Source organism: Mucilaginibacter sp. P5_A6, from assembly GCF_056400585.1.
Genome location: NZ_JBFUKZ010000019.1, coordinates 113,241 through 132,899 on the forward strand (window position 1 = coordinate 113,241; position 19,659 = coordinate 132,899).

Annotated in this window: 9 protein-coding genes; all 9 read right to left on the minus strand. The window is 40.6% G+C overall.

The features are described 5' to 3' along the window. Nucleotides 1–12: 12 nt before the first annotated feature. Nucleotides 13–2,610, minus strand: coding sequence for a BamA/TamA family outer membrane protein (locus AC1DO4_RS19210; RefSeq protein ID WP_477418741.1), 2,598 nt, complete (start codon nt 2,608–2,610; stop codon nt 13–15). 59 nt (nt 2,611–2,669) lie between these two features. Beyond that, on the minus strand, nt 2,670–5,021 hold the full coding sequence (locus AC1DO4_RS19215; protein WP_477418743.1) for a GAF domain-containing protein: 2,352 nt from the start codon (nt 5,019–5,021) through the stop codon (nt 2,670–2,672). 24 nt (nt 5,022–5,045) lie between these two features. Then, a complete protein-coding gene (locus tag AC1DO4_RS19220; protein ID WP_477418745.1) occupies nt 5,046–8,651 on the minus strand; it encodes a BamA/TamA family outer membrane protein in 3,606 nt (1,201 codons plus the stop codon). Next, nucleotides 8,644–9,270 (minus strand): phosphatase PAP2 family protein, encoded by a 627-nt coding sequence (locus AC1DO4_RS19225; RefSeq protein ID WP_477418747.1) that lies wholly within the window; start codon nt 9,268–9,270, stop codon nt 8,644–8,646. The genes AC1DO4_RS19220 and AC1DO4_RS19225 overlap by 8 nt, the downstream gene beginning before the upstream one ends. 5 nt (nt 9,271–9,275) lie before the next feature. Further along, complete coding sequence (locus AC1DO4_RS19230) at nt 9,276–10,148, minus strand: SdiA-regulated domain-containing protein (protein ID WP_477418749.1); 873 nt, start codon at nt 10,146–10,148, stop codon at nt 9,276–9,278. Nucleotides 10,149–10,159: 11 nt separating this feature from the next. Further along, complete coding sequence (gene ppk1, locus AC1DO4_RS19235; protein WP_477418751.1) at nt 10,160–12,187, minus strand: polyphosphate kinase 1; 2,028 nt, start codon at nt 12,185–12,187, stop codon at nt 10,160–10,162. A gap of 36 nt (nt 12,188–12,223) precedes the next feature. Then, nucleotides 12,224–13,468: a Pycsar system effector family protein gene (locus AC1DO4_RS19240; RefSeq protein WP_477418753.1), complete on the minus strand. Its 1,245-nt coding sequence runs from the start codon at nt 13,466–13,468 to the stop codon at nt 12,224–12,226. A gap of 237 nt (nt 13,469–13,705) precedes the next feature. After that, complete coding sequence (locus tag AC1DO4_RS19245; RefSeq protein WP_477418755.1) at nt 13,706–16,288, minus strand: DUF3857 domain-containing protein; 2,583 nt, start codon at nt 16,286–16,288, stop codon at nt 13,706–13,708. A gap of 173 nt (nt 16,289–16,461) precedes the next feature. After that, entirely contained in the window at nt 16,462–19,488 is a 3,027-nt protein-coding gene (locus AC1DO4_RS19250) for a glycosyltransferase family 117 protein (protein WP_477418757.1), read from the minus strand. Nucleotides 19,489–19,659 lie beyond the last annotated feature (171 nt).

A 19,659-nucleotide genomic window follows, 5' to 3' on the forward strand; every position in this document is an offset into this window, starting at 1 on the left:
GATTGGTGAGACTTAAAACCTCAACCCTATAGAAATATAAGGTAGTGATCCTTCTTTTGAAAAGCCCATCACAGCCTCAATTAAAACCAGTTGCGCGGGGATAATGTAAATACCACCACCATAGCCATCGTGCCATTGGTCTGATTTTTCGCCTGGCGCCCAAACACGGCCTACATCGTTAAAGCCGATAACGCCTATTGAGCCGGGTAGCAGGTAGGATGCAAAATCGAGCACCTTTAGGCGGAGTTCGAGGTTATTGTAAGCAATAGACTTACCGGTAAACCTGTTGGTATGAAAGCCCCTGAAGTTTTGAGCGCCGCCCAGCTTCATTTGCTGAAAATAGGCAGCATCGCCTATTGTTGTACCTAAACCTGTTCTGTTGGCAATAACCAGTATCGAATCCTTGTCAGGATTCAGGTAAAAACTAAACTCGGAGAGTATTTGTCCGTAAGTATTATGACTTTTGCTGCTTAAACCGGTAAAGCCGCTTATTGTGGTATTCCAATAGATTCCTTTTGTAGGAATGGTTGCTTTGTTACGTGTATCCAGCTGTGCGTTGGCCAATATCCCGGTGTAAAACTTTGTTCCGAACACATTTTCACCGGGATTTACCTGGCTGTAATCACCTAAAAACCTATTGGTATTGTTGGATGATTTACTATTGTAATATTGCCCTGCCACTCCTTCGCTGAAGTGCCAGCTGCCCTGAGTTTGTTTTAAAGAGACATCGGCAGTGATGTAATCATATTTGTTTCGATAATAACTAATCTTCTTATCGTCTTTATTTTCGAAAACAGTATTATTACCTATACCGAAGAAATTGCTTAGGTTATTTGGTCCCCTTGAAAGGATGTTGATACCGATATCATTGTTACCAATGGCTTTCTTCCAGTCGGCGGTATAAGTTAGTAAGAACGATCTTCTTGACAAATTATAGCTAACAAGAAACTCTTCCCTGAAAGCATATGGCTCTTTGCGGAAACCATGTTTTTCGAAAGAAAAGCCAGCGATGAGTGATATCCCAAGGTCTGTGCTGTAATTAGCCAGCACGATAGGCTCAAACCGGTCGAATTTAAAACTTTGTTTATTGTATTGATTTACGGCAGTATCTGTTGAGGTACGGATTTTTACGTCTGTTGATGGCGGCAATTTATTCTGCTGATCAGATCGGTCGTATAAAAAGAGCTTGCCTTTATTGTGCAGGTTTTTATCAACGTAAAAACTGTCTACACCATCGCCGCCAACCATACGTACCGTTATGGGTGATGGTTGGGTACCTGTTACCGAAAACTGGTCATCGCCTGCAAAGCCATACAGTCTTACCTCCTTTGTCACATCCGGTTTAAAGGTGCGCTGGTAGGTTACCTTATCAACACTTCCATCTTTTTTTATTTTATTTACTGTTAGAGTAAGATTGCCGCCTGCCTGGTTACTTAGGGTAAACTTGTCGGTTTTATCGCTGGCAGGGATCTCTACTTCTTTGGAGATGAAACGATAGTATTCCAGCGCCTGTTTATCCAGTATATTCCTTCGGGCAATCATCTTTTCGATGATCTCTGGTCCCGAAAGTTTGTAGATGGTATCGGGCATCAGCTTAACCGCGCGTTTAATCACGTCGTCGGTTAGTTTGTTTTGTACAAAAGCTATCTGCTCTTTCCAGTCTTCTTCGCTTAGCGCATTCAAAAAGTACCGGTCAAAATAGCGGGCATTAAAATTCCATCCGTTGATATCTCTTATCTCCCCGCTATACCCCTGGAACTTTGATTTTAGCCATTGATGCGCAACTATCCAGGGGAACAACCCCGAGGTTTTATAATAAACCTGGTCACGATCACGGGGAATAGGTTCATAGATGGTTTCGTGTTTGCCGTCCAGTTTTTCCCAGCGCCATTGATCTTCGTGTCGATCCCAATCGCCCAATAGCATATCCAGCAGGCGGGCCCGTAGTACTGTTTTTTCATCAACGCGGTTGTCGTTATCATCCCGGAGCTTTCGCTGTACTTTTTCGGTATTATCGGTTTTTTCAGCATCCAGCGGCTCACGTTCTTCAAACAGGAAAACCTGGTTGGCAAAATCTTTACGGTATTCGCCCAAAGCCGGATCATCCGGTACATAAACAATTTTTGGATTAGAATGCGGTATACCCAATGCCGACGCCAGTGGCGGTACAGTTAATGCCGAAAACGGGTGGGCAGCTGATACCTGGTCCTGCAAAATATCCTTTGTCACAGTAGGGCGTAAATTGGGCGGTAAACCTTTTTCAGGGTATTTTTGGATAGTTCGCAATACCCATTGCTGCCCTGTTTGGTCCTGCAGGCGAAGGGATTTGGTTTGCTGGCCACCGCCCCTTTGCAGGATCTTTAAGCCTCCCTTTTCGGTTGATATATGAAAGATGCTGAGCTTTACAGGGGCCGCCCAAAGTTTTCGGTAATTCTCTCCAAGGAAAAAACGATGGGTGCCGCTTACATTATTGTATTGGGGCTCGATGGCGAGTTTTATACTATCGCCTGTTGATTGTGCATTTACGCGGCTGGCATCAAAAAAAATTACCCCTAATAAAAACGGGAATAACGCTTTAAAAGGTTTTATATTAAGGTATTTGTGTTTCAAAGCTAACCGACTATATCATGCATATTACACAATAGTTTTAACTTAAAATAGTTTTATTTTTATGATTTAAATTCATAATTAACACCTACCCTTAAGGCTTTTAGGCCGGTAACACCCTGCAATTCTTCCAGCTCAAGGTATTCCAGGTCATTGGCGAGTATATGGCGTTCCTGCAGGTATTTGATGTATTCCTGGTATTCAGCCGCTTCGTTTTGGTTAAAATATACCATGGCTATTTTACCAGGCTGGGTAAGCCGTTCAACGGTACCTGCAATCAAAACCTTATCGATACGTTTTTTTACAACTTCGTACCTGATATTATAAGCCCCCTCTACATCAAAACGCCTTTCATCATTCCTGAAACTAATGTCTATAGCGTTTGAATGTATAAATATCAGCTGTGTAGTTTGCAGCGGGCGTGAAATCTGATCGGCTAAGCTATTGGTAAGCTTGGCAATTTCAGCCATCGACCGCAATTGCCAAAGGCGGATATTTTTAAGGTATAGCAAATCAAAAACCCGGGTGGGCGCTATAGATTGGCCAATGTAGATATCATATTCTACCCCATCGGTCCTGAATTTTTCAAAATAGCAGGGGAATGACTCTTGTACCTCATCCTGGGCTACCTCCAGGTAATGGTTAATGCTGGTATTGATAAGTTGCATGGAGTTTTCCAGGTTGCGGCGGTTGGCGAATGACAGGCCGGTCTCTTCAGACAAGGCATCGAAATATTTATCAATCACCGCTTTCTCTTCCGGATAGTTTTGCCTGAAGTGGTTTAAGAATGGGCTCAATTCATCACGCAGAAAGCTATCCAGCGTAAGCTCATCATTGGTAGTGATAAAACCACTTACCTTTTGCTGCCAGTCCTCGCATTTAAATACCAGGTTATCAATAAGGCTTAAGTGAATATTCTTTTTTAATGCCTTTAAAGTTTTCATAATAAGGGCAAGCAGAGCTTCAAGGTCATCCTGTAAAGCAGTATTGCGCTCGATAGTGGAGTTGCGGATATCTATTGCTCCAAACAACGGGTAAACATTATCAAAAACCACGGTCTCTATCTCCTGGTTCTTGCGCTTTTTTTCCCATTTTGTAAGATATGTCCAGGCTACCTCATTAAATTTCCATTGAACAGATGGCTGCAGCGAGGTAAATTTGTTCTTAATAACTTTCTCTATACGTTCATCAAACCGGTCGATACTGTTTTGCAGTAACTGGGCAATTAACGGAATAGCTGTTTGTAATTTGGAGAGCAGTTTTTCGTAAAAGCTTATTTCTTTATACGAGTAAACTTCCATTATACCTACATTTTTTTTATTGTAATAAACCGGGAAAATTCCGTACGATTTAACGCCGGCCTGTTTTAACACTTTAAGGAACGGAAATTTTGATACCTTTTCATCACTGATGGTATTAAAAAATATCGGCTTGGGGTTTCTGTTATAATCGCCGGCGATAGAATCGAAAGCTTCTTCGCCCAGGCTGTATTGCTTTGCTGACGCAATTAAAATACTTTGTGAACATTCATCATTGTCAAATACCGGCTTATTATTAACCGTTAAAAATGGCATTAACCCAAACTCAATCGATGGATCTTCGGCCAGTGTTTTTAACGACTGGATAATATGCTCATATTGTTCTGTCTCATTATTGGTAGAATGATTAACCAACTCATTCCTGATACTTTCCATGGCATGTGGAAGAGTAACATCTGTTAAAGTAATTACAGTAAAACCCTGGAACATAAAATTCGATAGTGGTAAAATACGCTCCAATGTCTCTATTCCTTCAAAATCATTGAGGTAGGGCTCTATAGTTTCAAAGTTCAGCACAGGTAAATCACCTTTTGCTATAATGTTTACGAACTGTGCATTGGTGAAAATACTGTAATAGCGCGTAAGGTTTGTTTCCGGATCTATATAACTGTACAACAGTTCGTTTTTAAGTACCGTACTGAAGCCATACATCCGCTCCAATATCAGGTTATAAACAAACCTTCTCTGGCGTTGCATAAACATTTCCGTATCAGGTATATTTTCCGCATATATACCAGAATAATGACTGGAATGAAAATTAAAGAACGCTTCGCTACTGAAAAAGATTTTATCTGGTATAGGAGTGCTTAACGCCCAGTAAAATTCTTTTTCATTGAGTATGGGCGGTGTGAGTATGCTATAAATAAGTTCCAGCATTTCACGGTACGTCTCTGCATGCTCCGGGTTTAGTTCCAGGTCAATACAGGTATCTGTTTCAAACTTATTGAGTACGTATTTGTAAAACTCGGTTTTGAGGGTTTTTTCGGTAATTACGCGCTCCTTTAAATGTTCAACAAATGGATTGAATGACAGGCACATATCTACCAGGCAAACAGTACAATCGTTCTTGCTTATATTTAATACTTCGGTGTGCATTTTTATAATAAAAAATTACCCTTGTTAAAACCTGAATGCTGTTGAAAGATAAGGGTACCATCCTTCTTCAGAGTGCCCGGCAACTATTTTTATTACCGCAAGCCTGGCCGGCGCAATATATATTCCACCGCCTGCACCGTTATGCCATTTATCAGAATGTTCGCCTTTTACCCACACCCTGCCAACATCATAAAAGCCCAGAAGCCCTGCCTGTCCGGGTACAATGTAGCTGGCAAAATTAAATAATTTTATACGCAGCTCCAGGTTGTTATAAAAGCTATATTGCCCAGCAAAGCGATATAATCTATAGCCCATCAGGTTATCCTGCCCGCCTAAAAATAAGGATTGATAAAAAGCCGTTTTACCAAGGGTAATGCCGCCTCCTACTCTATCAGCCAGCACAATGGTTCCCTGGGTATTTAAACTTTTGTACAATGCCACTTGCGGAATAAGCTGTGTAAAGGTATTTGAATAGCTATTTAAACCGGCATAACCCTGCAGTTTAATATTTACATAGCTTCCCCAGGCGGGTAGTATCCTATTGTTACGCTTATCGCTGGTGAAGTTTAATATCACACCGGCAAAAAGTTTTCGTTTATCAAAGGTATAACTATCATCACTGTTTGTACGTAATGGATTTGTAATTAAACGGCCCTTGTTATCATCAACATCCAAACTGTAATATTGAAATGACGGCCCTACACTTAAACTCGTTCCCGATTTACTTACCCATTGTAAAGCCGGATCAAACTGAACTGTATTAAACCTTGTGCGATAAAAAGTTCTGTAATCTCCCGTTTTATCAAATACTGTTTCGTTACCCCTGCCAAAAAAGTTAATATTTCCAGGGGAGTTTGCCTGGAACTGCATCAGCAAATTTGCATCGCCTACGGCTTGCACCCATTCACCGTTATATTTAATCTTAAAAGCATTTGTACTGAATGAGTGGCTGACAAATACCTGTTGCACATCATTATACGGTAACTTACGGAAACCTTCCTGGTGTGTGTATTTAAAACCTAAGCCCAGTAAAACGCCTTCGTCAGGGTTAATTTCTATATTAGCCAGCGGCATGGTATTGCTTAACAGATTTGTGCGCAGGTAAGCTGTATTGGCGCTATCTGCCGAAATATGTTTACGCACATTTGAGGTGTCGCCAATAAGCGTAAGTTTTTTACCCTTATCATAAAGCTGCACCGTATTTCTTGATTTAATGATATTGTAGTTTTTGGTACCGGTGCTATCAATAAGTCTCAGCTTAATAGGTGATGTTGCATTATTTAAAACTACCCTATCATCACCCCCCCCGGTGTAAAGACGGATCTCTTTGGTAATATCAGCACTAAAATTGATGTTCATCAATGTATCTTTTACAATACCGTTTTTATTGATCTTGTTGATGGTGATATTTAAGCCCTTACCGGGGATGTCTTTAATATTTATCAATTCATCCTTGTTGGTGGTATGTACATCAACAATTTTATTGGCGAACTTATAGTAGTAGTCCATGGCCGCCGGAATATTGGCCCTGCGTTCTTTTAATTGTTTAATCAATACATCATGTCGCAATTTGTAGGACGATTCGGGTAATCGTCTTAAACCAGCCTCTAAAACTTCATCAGTTTCTGCAGCCACAAAGTCTTTCACTATTTTTGTCCATTCATCATAGTTGTATTTTACGGCCGGAAAGCGCTCCATGAACATGGTTTTCCAGATAGAATAGCGCACATCATAAATTTCCCCATTAAAACCCTGCAGGTTTGGCGCCAGCCAGGGTTGAGCGGCTATGGTTGGCAATATTCCCTGGTTTGTATAAATTACCTGGTCACGGTCGCGCGGCACAGCTGTATAAGAAATGCCTTTATCAGTTTTATCACCTTTCCAGCGCCACTGATCGCTATGCCTGTCCCAATCGCCTATCAGCAAATCAAGTAAACGGGCACGCAAAAATTCTTTGCCATCCACCGTGTTGTCATTATCCTTCAACAGGGTTTCTGTCATTTTGGTGCTATTGTCCGATTTTCCCGTGGGCTCTCTTTCTTCAATCAGTACTACCTTGTTATCAAATATTTCATTGAACTTACCAAGCTTTTCATCAGGCGATATTACCCCGATTACCGGGTTTGAATGCGGCACACGGGCAGCATCGGCCAAAGGCGGAACGATAAGTGCCGAGAAAGGGTGCTGCGCGCTCATGGCATCATTAACCCAATCTTTTGCAAAGGTTTCCTGGAATTCTTGCGGTAATATTTTTTCGGGGCTCTTCTCCACGCTGCGGATCACCCATTCCTTATTATTCTTGTCAGTTAAACGCAACGAGTGGGTTTGGAAACCGCCGCCAGCCTTTAAAGGAGTTAGGCCACCCTGAAATTCGGAGATCCTTATCACCGGTAATTTGGTATCAGCCGCCCATTCTTTGCGGTAGTTTTCACCAAATAATGTCCGGTGAAATTTACTTACGCTATTATATGATGGATGAACCTTAACCACAATGCTATCAGCTGTGATAGGTTTAAGCGATGCACCAACCTGTTCTTTTACAGGTGTATAAGGCTGTGTATAGGTAAATGCCTGGTTTACTCCTGTTTCGCTGTCAATATAATAAGTAAACCGGATACTGTTATTGGTTAACATATCTGCAGTTACATAGCCTTGTGTTGCATCGGCAAACAGGGAGTTTTTCCCTTTTATGGCGTAAGTATGCTTGGCACCGGCACCACTAACAACCTGTACCTGGTTATCTTTAATAAACTGCAGGCCATGCTCATGACCGGCAACATGGATCATATTAGGGAAACCTTTAAAAACGCCGTCTATCCGCGTGATCATATCCTTATATAAAGGGTGATTCAGGTCTTCTGGATTTGGAAACGATGACCGCAGAAATGGATAAAGCGAACCTATTACAGGCAGCGGAATCATTAAACCGCTGTTTACAGCAGTTAATGGAAAAATATGGTCTTTCAGCGAAAAATAACCGCCATGGGTACCATAACTCTGGAAAGGGTGATGAGATGCCAACAGGATCACTTTATTGCGGTTCCTGTCAAGTATTTCCTTAAACTTATCTATAATATCATCTTTGGTTTTGCAGTCGCACTCGGCGCCTGTATTATCTTTATTGTATTGGTATAACCACCATTCGCTATCAAAGGCAATAACGGTTAGGTTTTCATTAAGATCAATCTCTACCGGATCGGGGCAGCCATTTGCGGGGATCATTTTCAGTAAACTATCCTGCTGTTCATCCAGGTATTGCCACTGGCGTTTTATTTTAGCAAGGCCCTGCGGCCCCATTTTATCCCAGTCATGGTTGCCGGGGACAAAGTAAACCGGTGCACCATTGGCCCGCATAGGTTGGTATTGCGATTGCAGGATCTTTTTTGTTTGTTCTTCCTCCTTGCTTCCCGGCAAGCCCATACCAGTTGGGTAAATGTTGTCGCCCAGGTACATCACAATGGTTTTGTTTTTGATGATACTGCCTGCCGCGTGTTTTAATACGGCGCTCTGCTGCATGTCCATTTCGCCGGCATCACCTATCAGTATTACCCGGTATTTAACAGAATCCTGGGCCATTGCAGCAAGCCTGCCCAATAATAAAATAAAAATCAGGGTTAATTGTTTATTCATGATAGCTGTGAGTTGATGTTGATTTTTTGAAAAGTTTCTGGTTAAGCCAATGCCCGGCATATGAAGTGCCTATACCTACTGCGGCGCCAGCTAACACATCCGAGGGGTAATGTTTACCCAAATACATTCTGGAGTACCCTACCGATGATGCCCATAGGTAAGCCGGTACAGTTACATACCATTTATGGTATTGTATTGATATGGTGGTAGCCGTTGCAAAGGCCAAACTGGTATGCCCCGAAGGAAACGACTGATTATGTGTTGGCGAAAGTACAAATACATCATTTGGATACCTATCTGCAGGCCGGGTACGATTTACACTTACTTTAAGAATATCCGTTATTAAAACTGATGCCCCTAAATTGATAAAGGTTTCGATACCATTGCGTTTAGCTGTTGCATCATTATTAACAAAGCCATATATTAATGTACCAAACGTGGCTGCACCTGCAACATAATAAGCCGAATTACTGGTATTACGCCAATATAAGGATGTGGGGTGCTGTGGATTGATACTTTTTAAAATATCAATATCTGGATTTTGGGCAAAGCAGGGATGGTAAGCTGTTAAGCCAATAATTGTGAAAAATATCCAGGTCAGTCTTTTGTTTCTTATCATTGCCGTTATTTGCTGTAGTTAAATTTTAGTACATTACCTTCACTAATCTTGCTCCCTTCATTGGATATGTAAAGGTTATGCTGTGCGTCGAAAGTTATTCCCTCGGGCTGGTTAAACGTTGAGGCATTTAGCGGGTAAACCGCTTTTACACTCCAGTTGGCATCAGCAACCACCAGCATTTTATTTACCGACGACAGGATGTACCACTCATTTGTATTGCTGTTTTTTGTTAATGCTGATGGATGGAAACTTATCCTTTTTTTACCAACTATCTTCTCAATTGATTTAACGTCGATATTGAAACCTCCGCTTTGCTTAAGTGTACCATTGGGCTGCAAGGTTAATATGTAGCCGCTGCTGCTTTTGGTAGTGCGGTCATCGGCACAATGTTTACATAGAATATAAAGCAGGCCCGATTTTTCATCGGCACACATGCCTTCGTATTCACCTGTAGGTAAAAGGCTTTCCAGCTTTTGTACGTTAGCAATTTCTTTGCTTCTTACCTGGTTAAACGGAAAAGTGAACAGTACACCGTCACTGCGCAACATAATTACCTGGTTATGGCAAATAGCTATATCCTCATAATCGCCTTTTTTACCAAACTTGCTGTAATTAACCTGCTTATCCCCTAACTTGAGATAGAATACCTTACCATCCTCGTCCTGCTCGGCATATAATGAATCGCTTTTGCCGTTATTGAAAGTTATGCCCGATATTTCAAGCAGTTCATCGGGCATATTATATTTTACCGGTTTATCCAGATCATAACCTTTAGGGCTACTGCTTTGGTTGCTTTCAGTCTTATCGGTACATGATATACCCGAGAGGATACCCGCCGAAATAAGTAGTATAGTTATATAAGTTATAGCTTTAAGCATAGTTTTAATCGTTAAATTGCCTTCAAAAGGTCATATACAGCACGTTGCGATTGTACCAAAGGAGGTTTGGGTTCAATTGCTATATTCTGCAATTGCTTATTGAGCATTACGGCCTGTACATTATCTTTTAATTGCAGCTCAATAATTTGCAAAATCTCGGTCTTTATCTTTTCGTCGTAAACAGGAAAGCAAACCTCAATACGACGGTAAATGTTGCGGTTCATCCAATCGGCCGAGCCCAGAAATATTTTCTTATCACCATTGTTATGGAAGATAAATATGCGGCCGTGTTCCAGGTAGCGGTCTACAATGCGCCTGATGGTAATATTTTCGCTCATCCCTTTAACGCCGGGGATCAAACAACAAACACTCCGTACTATCAGGTTTATTTTAACCCCGGCCTGTGATGCCTGGTACAATTTAGTAATTAGCTTACGCTCTTCCAAATTGTTTAGTTTTATAGTGATAGCTGCCGGTAAACCTTGTTTCGCGTTATTAATTTCCTGGTCTATTAATTCGATAAAGCGCGATTGCAAATTAAACTGCGCTACCAGCAGATGCTTAAAATCAATGGGATAGCCCTCTGCAGATTTTTTCCCTTTGGATAAAAAAATGAAGAGTAATTCCATCTCACGCAGCAACAAAGGATTTGCCGTCATCATAATATGATCTGTATAAAAAGCGGCGGTACTTTCATTAAAATTACCAGTAGCCAGCAATCCCGAATATTTCTCGCGGCCATCAATCCGCCTTTTTACCAGTGCCACCTTGGCATGAACCTTTAGGGCTTTATCACTGTAGACGATATCCACACCGGCCGCTTTCATTTTTTTTGCCCATTTTATGTTATTGGCTTCATCAAAACGAGCTTTCAACTCAACCATAACCCTTACCTTTTTACCATTATTGGCAGCGCTGATGAGCGCGTTCACAATTCGCGAATCGCTGGCTACGCGGTAAAGGGTAATATATATTTCATCTACAGATACATGGGTAGCGGCCTCGTTAAAAAAACGGAGTATCGTATTGTAGGATTGGTATGGCGCATGAAAAATGCAATCGTGCTTTTCGATATGATCAAATATCGAACCCTCGCCATCACCGGTATTGTTTGTAATGGGAGTCCAGCGGGCATAACGCAGTGCCGGGTTATTAACCGGCAACCCCATCAAATCCTTAAGGTTATGATACATGCCACCTTCTACCACGCTTGAGCTTTGCAAACTAAACTTTTCTGTAATAAAATGCAGGATACGTAAAGGAATATTGGGTTGATGCAAAAAGCGGGTGGCTATACCCATATCGCGTTTTAATAATTGTTTTTCTATCTGCTCAGATAGGTCGCCCTGGTATTCGTCCTTTAGGTCCAGCTCGGCATCACGGGTTATTTTAATGCTATAACAGCCGTTTATTATCTCATTTTTAAACAGTTTATTTAGGTTATGCCTGATGATATCATCAAGGAATACAATGTATTGCCCATCATCAGCACTAACACTATAAAACCTTGGTAACTGGTTTGATGGGATATTGAGTATTACATTTCGTTCTTTATCATCTGCCGACCGGAGATTTACCAAAAAATATAACCTGTTATTTTCGGGGAAAAAGCTTTTTTTGGCGTCTGCAAGGTCAATAGGCTGCAAAAAGGCCATTACCTGGCTATAAAAATATTCGCTTACTTTGTCTTCAATAGCAGCCGGTAAAGTTTCATTAAAAAGGAGGTTGATCTTATTTTCTCTTAATAAGGGAATAAGCCGGCCCGTAAATACCTGCCCAAATCTCTGCTGCTGATTGCTTATCAGCTCCTGGGCTTCCAGTAAAACATCTTCCTTTTCGCTGTTGCCATGCCTCGCCAGGTTATGCAGGGCCAGTAAAACCGGCATTCGTACCCGGTAAAATTCATCTAAATTTGACGAAAATATCGACAGGAAATTTACCCTTTCCATTACGGGTAGATCCTCCTTTTCGGCCTCCATTAAAATACGCCCGTTAAAAAGCAGCCAGCTCAGGTCCCTGTCAAAAAATGAGTAATCCATAAATAGCAGTATTTGTTTAGTAATAAAATTTACTGCTTACAGCAATGTTGAAATAATAAATGCAGCTACCGAAATAATAAGCCCAAACATGAATATATTATAAGAAGCACGCAACAACCTGTATTTTTTACCCAGTACAACGCCCTGCGAATAATTGTCGCGGATGAGGCTGCCATACAAAAAGTCGCTGTCGTCCATCATTTTAATCATTCCATCGCTGTATTCATTAAGCGACATCCTGTAAAAGTTACCAAAAAATAATAGGTTAACCGTTTTCTTTTCAATGTCATCATGCGTAAACAATCCGCTCGGTATAGACGGCCGGGTTGCGAGTATAGAAAACGTCATGGTAAGTAAGCTTACGGCAAGCAGCATGAAAGTTGGTATCAGCAGGTTTGAATGCTCATCAAGCTTACGTAGTACCAAACTAATGATAGCCGATAAAATGATAGAGTTTACCGTGATCATGATATGAGCCTTATTGTCAGCCATATCGCTCAACCGCTGGTGGTTGCTTGAGCTGATGCGGAACATGGTTTCGATACCTCTTTCGGGCTTATCATTTTTGTGCTTTTTGCCATGCTTTTCGCTATCGGCTTTACTGTCATCAATTGTTATAACTGCGTTTTCTTCTGCAGCGATTGTATTATTTTCTGCAGGCGGTGTAGCGGGCGCTTTGTCTTGYACCCTACCTTGTTTCTCCAAAAGCTTATCAAGGTTTTTTTGCTGCTGATCGCCAAGCAGCAGACGGCAATAATCGGTAAAAAATTGATGCGATTGTAACAGCTCTATACTGCGCGCACGCCATTCATCTTTATCAAGTGTTGTATGCTTTACTGTCTCTATCTCTTTGCGCACCATTTTACTTCTTTCCATGAAATCGTCGGTTCCCAAATGAAACAAATCAGCGTCACATAAAATTTCCTGGAGCAGACCTGTTGGCTTCTGCGGCATTTCGGTAGCCAGGATGCAGGCTCTAATTTTATCTATTATGGGCTGTGCTACCTTTAATTGCTTCAACTCATGCTCAGCAATACTTATACTTTTTGCTTCATGATCAGCCCTGTCTGTAAAATAACCTGTATCATGAAACCATGCGGCCGATATCACCACAAAAAAGTCCTCATCGCTTAACTGATAATGGTTGGCTATTTTAGTGGCTGCAGTAACTACATCTTTAGTATGTTTAATGTTATGATATATAAGTTCGGGATCCTGGTAAGCATCAAAATAGGATGTTACGTATTGTTTTACCTCTTCTAATAGTTGTTGAAATTTCATTTGTTTTGGGTAATTGTTAGTCAAATTTATTCTAAAAATCTTTATTAACAGTTTAATAAAAATTATGGGCCTAATTATTACTTAAGGTTTACTTTAAAACAAGGTAAACTGCTGTTGATACTACTTTTTCAAATCTTGTTTCCATTAATAAGGCGGCTATTTTTTCAATATGTTAATTGAAAAGCGGATAATTTAAATAACAGATATCGTTAAAAACGAGAATTTAGCAAATAATTGTCAGTTTTTAGATGCATAGTGATGTGTTTCCGGTCCTTCGTAGCTGTAATTATACGGCGGGTACGGCACAATAAATGTATCTTCTACCCGTGATGATCTTTTAAAATAAGGGATCCATATAGCTGCAACAACCAAGGCATAAACCAGGACATAAGGATGTGGCTGAACAATCTTATTAGGCTTAATTGTAAGCGTCCAAATAAAGTCGACCAGGACAAAAGCAACAGTGAACAGGAAATAACCTTTAATTACTTTTGGCAGAATATCACGCTTGTTTAAAAGTAGTACAAGGCAATAAACAGAGTAAAACATCAGGCTAATAAAACAGGTAACTTCCATAACCACAAATAATTTATAACTGAGATCCTGTTTATCTGCCGCACTTAAATTCCATGTTTTAAGGCTAAAGTAATCACCCGCAGCCAAAACGGATATTGAAAATATTGTTGTTAAAATCAATAATATAATCACCAGCACAAGCCAGCCGCCCACGGGTGTAAACGTTGAACCGTAGCTAAAAACAATGCCCGGGGTTTCGCGCTGATAGATCCAAACACCTAAAAAGATGAGGCCAACTGTAAAGAACCCCGCAAAAAGCACCATGTAATTGTTCACGTCGGTAGCCGGTTTGTTTACTGTTCCGTAAGTAAAACTGTAGTTTAAACCGTCATAGTTAAGTTTTTTTAAATCATCTTTAAACTCTGCCAGTTTATTAACCGGCACATTATCTTTAAGGTAAGTGAGCTTATAGTTTAGTGATAATGTGTCTCCGGATGAAGAATAATCTGATGAAAACCGGTAATAATCCCTGTTAATAGAATTAGCGCGGTTTGTCATATCCCATCCGCCAGGTAGTATTACCCTAATAGTATAATCATAATTAAGTGGATAACTGAGCGATGCCGGTGTCTTTTTTTGTCCGTTGATGGATGGCAGCTGTTGTGATATATAATTGGCATACAGGTCGACCGATCGCTTGTTGGTTTCTGAATCAGTTCTAAAAAAATCCTTTATGATATAGGTTTCGGTAGTGGTAAGTATATTCTTCTCCTGGTCATCAATTACCGTTACCGAATCTTTAGGCTCTATTTTTGAATATGTTTTTGCATAATAATCCAGGTAATTTTTTTCAGTTTCGGCCATCCCTGTTGATGCAAGCCTGCCCCGGATATCATCAGCCTCGTTAAGAGTATAGGTAGTTTTTACAGTAAATTCAACCGGAGCTTTATCGTTTTTAACTTTATAAATATCGTTATAAACTATTTTTCCTGTTTGCGATTGGGGTATTGTGGTAAGCGAATTATTACCTGCTTTTAACACCAGCCCCTTGCCATAACCGGGGAAATAAATATCTGTACCCGTACCTCCCTGGTAATCAATAGTAGCATCAATCCAAACCTGTTTCCCCTTTACATTGGCTGTAACCACGGCATGATCAAAAGCATAATAAGTAGGTATGTAATCTGCAATGTGTTCCCGAACGCCCGAGTTGACCAGCACCATGGAAGCATCTATGCCACCAGCTTTGAGCATTGATACCAGTAACAGCGATTTGTCCTTACAATCGCCATAGCGTTGTTTAAATACTTTTTCGGGATTATTGGCACGGTGCGAGTATTGTCCTATTTCGATTCCCATATACCTTACCTCATCCTGAACGGTTTTTACGGCCTCCCGGAAATATTTTACCTGGTCTGTCCCGGTTTTTGCTTTTATTTCGGCTATGCGTTGGGCCAGTTCGCCTTTTATATTGGTAGCGGCGGGGTTTATGCTTAATGCCCAGTTGATAACACTTGCCCAGTCATTAAACTCGCTGATCTGGAGGCGGGGACGGCCCACATACCAAGCCGGCTGGTTATCATCATCGCGCGCAGCTGGTACCTGGAAGCTTTCGTACTCGTACTGTTTCAAGCCATTGCTTTGGGTAATGGTAGCTTTTGGTATGGTATTAAATACCTTAAAATTTAATTTTCTTTGTGCCGATGTGATCAATACAGTGTACTGATGCGCTACCGGCTGATACCATTGAAAGAAAATGTCATCACAATATTTACCATTAAATATAGGGTTTCGACCGGTTAGCGTATACGAATATTCAATGCGGTCGCCTTTGCGGATGTCATCCAATATGTACAAAGCCGAGTAGCTACCCTGGTAAATGAAGTTGGATAGGTCCTGTTCATCTGCTATTACTTTAAATGCGGATAGATTTAAGCGGTTAATAGGTTTATTGTTACGCCATACAATGATCTCATGAAAATCAAGCCGCTCAAAACTCGGATCAAAACCCACATTTATCTGCGATGCATTTTGGATTCCGGTTTCGGATACTATTTCTATTATTATATGGTGATAGCCTGCCTGCTTTTCAATATACTTCTGCTGCTCAACAAGTGCGTAAAAGTATCCTTTTTCAATTGTACGTGCCGATGGTTTTTGGTTATAAGGTTTACAGGTACTTAACCAGTTTGGTTTAGGTGTTACGTGCACTGCGGGCGTACCTGCTTTAACAGCCTGGTTGTTACTTAATAAAAATAAAAGACAAACCGGGAAGATGAAATGTAGTTTTAAACGTTTTTGCATACCGGCTATGAAAATAAATAAAGAAGCCGACTTTATTTATTTTTATTTAATATTTAGCCTCACCCTAACCTTCTTCAAAGGAGAGTGAGTTTAAAAAAAATGGAAGCCTCCGTTGCGAAAGCTTCCATTTTTATATTAACCTGAAAATCAAAGTCCCTTTGTGTCAGGCTCTTTTATGGCTGTTGCCCGCCCAATAATGGTGAAAACTTTTTAACGTAATCCTTTAGTTGGCCGTCGAACTTTTTAAATAATCCTGTTTGATTATTCTCTTTCATAAAATCGCTCATCCCGTTTAGCACCTGCAAGCTGATTTGTACATCACGCGTACTTAAGCCACCGCTGTTGGATGATAATAAATGGTAGTTGTAATCAAGCTGATCAACCACATAGTCATCAATATTATTCACCAGTTTAGTGCCCAATACTACATCATTTAATTGGAAAGCCATCTGGGCCAAAAATATTTTACGTCCGGCTATATCAATGTATGGATTGATATCCGGCATTTCCTGGTCGTATTTATGCAGAACTTTTAATGCCAGATCTTTATGGCCTTCTTTCATCAGGTTCTGGATCAGATCACTAAATGTGGTGATCATTACCGGGTAAAACATAGATGTTGATTCATGATCAAGATATTTGGCTGTTTTAAAATTACCAAACCTAAACTTGTTCATTACATTTTTATACATCACCAAAGTGTTTGTTTTGCTCAGCTGATCGCGTATGGTTGTATCCTTCTGGAATGGTATTAAATGATACGTAAACCCTTCTTTGTACAGGTACGGCTGTAAGCCAATCAAATTTTCGTTCCCAATGGTGGTAGTAAAGCAAATAGGCCTTTTCCAGTTATTATGTGCCAGGATATCCAGCATGGCCAGGTTCTCTTTAGTTATATAGTTTGGCGGAAATTTCCATTCCATACTGGTAGTTAATTTGCTTTTCTGCTCCGGAGTAACAACACCCATTTTAACCACCTCATCAGGATTAATAGTAATCTTCAGATTTTTCGTCGGCATATAATTGCCAAAATCTCCGCTTTGATATTCTACCTGAGCTGCTTTATTATCAGATGTTATAAAATCAAACACTTCTTTTACTTCCTGTGGCCCATCTAATTTACGGTCGCTGTAGTAAATAGCATCCCTTACCCCCTCTTTATACTTATCAAAAGGCATGGTGATAGGCAATGGATCCGATTGGTTCATTTTACCCTGCATCTGGCGTATATACCAATCGCCGGTAAACAAGCTTAAGTTCACTATGCGTACATCAGGCCTTATGCCCTCAACTTCCTGGTCGTACCATAAAGAGTAGGTGTCATTATCACCATAAGTAAACAAAATAGCATTTTTAGGGCACGATATCAGGTAGTTATATGCCATATCATGCGGAGTCATTTTGGTCGACCGGTCATGAGCTTTCCATTCTTTGCTGGCTAATAATACCGGGGCAACCAGTATACAAATAACCGTTGACCCAATTGCCGCTGTACGGCCATCCAAAAACTTTCGCGCACTTTCGGCAATTGCAATAACACCCAGGCCAATCCAAATAGCAAAGGCGTAAAAGGAACCTACATATGAGTAATCGCGCTCACGGGGTTGTACGCTTGGCTGGTTTACATACATCACAATGGCCAGCCCGGTAAAGAAGAAAAGTAGCAGTACAACTAACGCATCTTTCTTTTTGCGGGTAAAATGGTAAGCAGCTCCAATAAAGCCTATTAGTAGCGGCAGCGCATATAATGGTGTATAAGTAGGCGCATTAACTACAGATTTTGGCAGGTGCCGGCTTCCATCCATAATACCGGATGTCCAATTGCCATCAATATTTTCGGTACTTTGTTGTCCGTCAGCGTCGTTATAACGGCCAACAAAATTCCATAGAAAATAGCGCCAGTACATTTGGTACATTTGCCAGCTGAACATCCATTTCAGGTTATCAACCATTGTAGGTGCCTGCCCATCAGGAATGCGTAACCAGTCTTTATAAAACTGAACATCCTGCGGATCTGTACTGTACATACGCGGAAGAAAGGTGGTATGATCATATACAGTTTCTACCTTACGGCCTGCATTTTCATATTTAGTTTTTCCTTTACGGTAAATAATGCTGCCCTCTTTTTGCTCAACAACCTTTGCATCATAATACTGGCCGTTTAATAATGGATTTTCACCGTATTGAATCCTGTTCAGGTAACCATAAAGTACAAACGCGTTGTCGGGATGGGAGTTATTTAAATCGGGATTTGCTGTAGCCCTGATAGGAATGTACGCAAATGATCCATAACCAAAATAAATAAAGGCCAGGCATAACAAGGCTAGGTTTAAAACAGGTTTTTTAGCGCGAATGCTATACACTATGCCGGCAACTAATGCAGCCACGATCAATAATATAAAGAAAAATGCACCGGTACCAAAACCCAGCCCTAAAGTGTTTACAAAGAAAAGATCAAAATATGCAGCAAATTTTATGGTGTATCCCCTAACGCCATACTGTACCAATCCAAGTATAACAATACCGGCCAGGAAAGCCAGTATGCCATTACCAACAGTAATTTTTTTGCTCCTGCGGAAGAAATAAACTATGGCCAATGCCGGTATAGTTAGTAAGTTAAGCAGGTGAATGCCTATGGATAAACCAATAACATAGGCTATAAAAATCAGCCATTTATCAGCACCTTTTTCATCGGCATGGGCATCCCATTTTAATATGGCCCAAAATACAATAGCGGTACACAATGATGACAACGCAAACACAATGGTTTCAACAGCCGAGAACCAAAAGGTATCGGTATAAGTAAATGCCAGTGAACCTACAAGGCCGGCTCCCATGATCAGGATAAGGTTTGTTTGGTCAACCACATCATCGCGCTTGTTCAATAGTAACTTTTTTGCCAATGCGGTAATTGTCCAAAACAAAAACATAATGGTAGCGCCACTTGCAATTGCCGAACCCATATTGGTAAAATAAGGAACTTTAGTATTATCGCCCATTGAAAGAAGGGAAAATAACTTGCCCAGCATAGCAAATACCGGGTATCCGGGCTGATGGGCTACCTGTAAGCGGTAGGCGCATGAAATAAATTCACCGCAATCCCAAAAACTTACGGAAGGTTCTAATGTTAAGATGTAGGTTACAGAAGCTATAACAAAGCAAAGCCAGCCTAAAAGATTATTGATTTTTTTGTACTGCATTTAATATATATGGTATATGGTTTTATCGCGCGGGCAAATATCATGATTTTTATAGCTTATTTAAAAAAAACCGCTTGATGATGTCAAATTTAACAATTATTAACTTTTTTGGACTGAAGATTTACCGGGCAGAGAGCGGTAGGGATGAATGAGTTTTATTTTAAAAGACTA

What these genes read in the sequence shown, in the direction of transcription:
- AC1DO4_RS19245 (WP_477418755.1), bottom strand. Translation starts at nt 16,288, where the DNA reads ATGCAAAAACGTTTAAAACTACATTTCATCTTCCCGGTTTGTCTTTTA.
- AC1DO4_RS19250 (WP_477418757.1), bottom strand. Translation starts at nt 19,488, where the DNA reads ATGCAGTACAAAAAAATCAATAATCTTTTAGGCTGGCTTTGCTTTGTT.
- AC1DO4_RS19220 (WP_477418745.1), bottom strand. Translation starts at nt 8,651, where the DNA reads ATGAATAAACAATTAACCCTGATTTTTATTTTATTATTGGGCAGGCTT.
- AC1DO4_RS19225 (WP_477418747.1), bottom strand. Translation starts at nt 9,270, where the DNA reads ATGATAAGAAACAAAAGACTGACCTGGATATTTTTCACAATTATTGGC.
- AC1DO4_RS19215 (WP_477418743.1), bottom strand. Translation starts at nt 5,021, where the DNA reads ATGCACACCGAAGTATTAAATATAAGCAAGAACGATTGTACTGTTTGC.
- AC1DO4_RS19230 (WP_477418749.1), bottom strand. Translation starts at nt 10,148, where the DNA reads ATGCTTAAAGCTATAACTTATATAACTATACTACTTATTTCGGCGGGT.
- ppk1 (WP_477418751.1), bottom strand. Translation starts at nt 12,187, where the DNA reads ATGGATTACTCATTTTTTGACAGGGACCTGAGCTGGCTGCTTTTTAAC.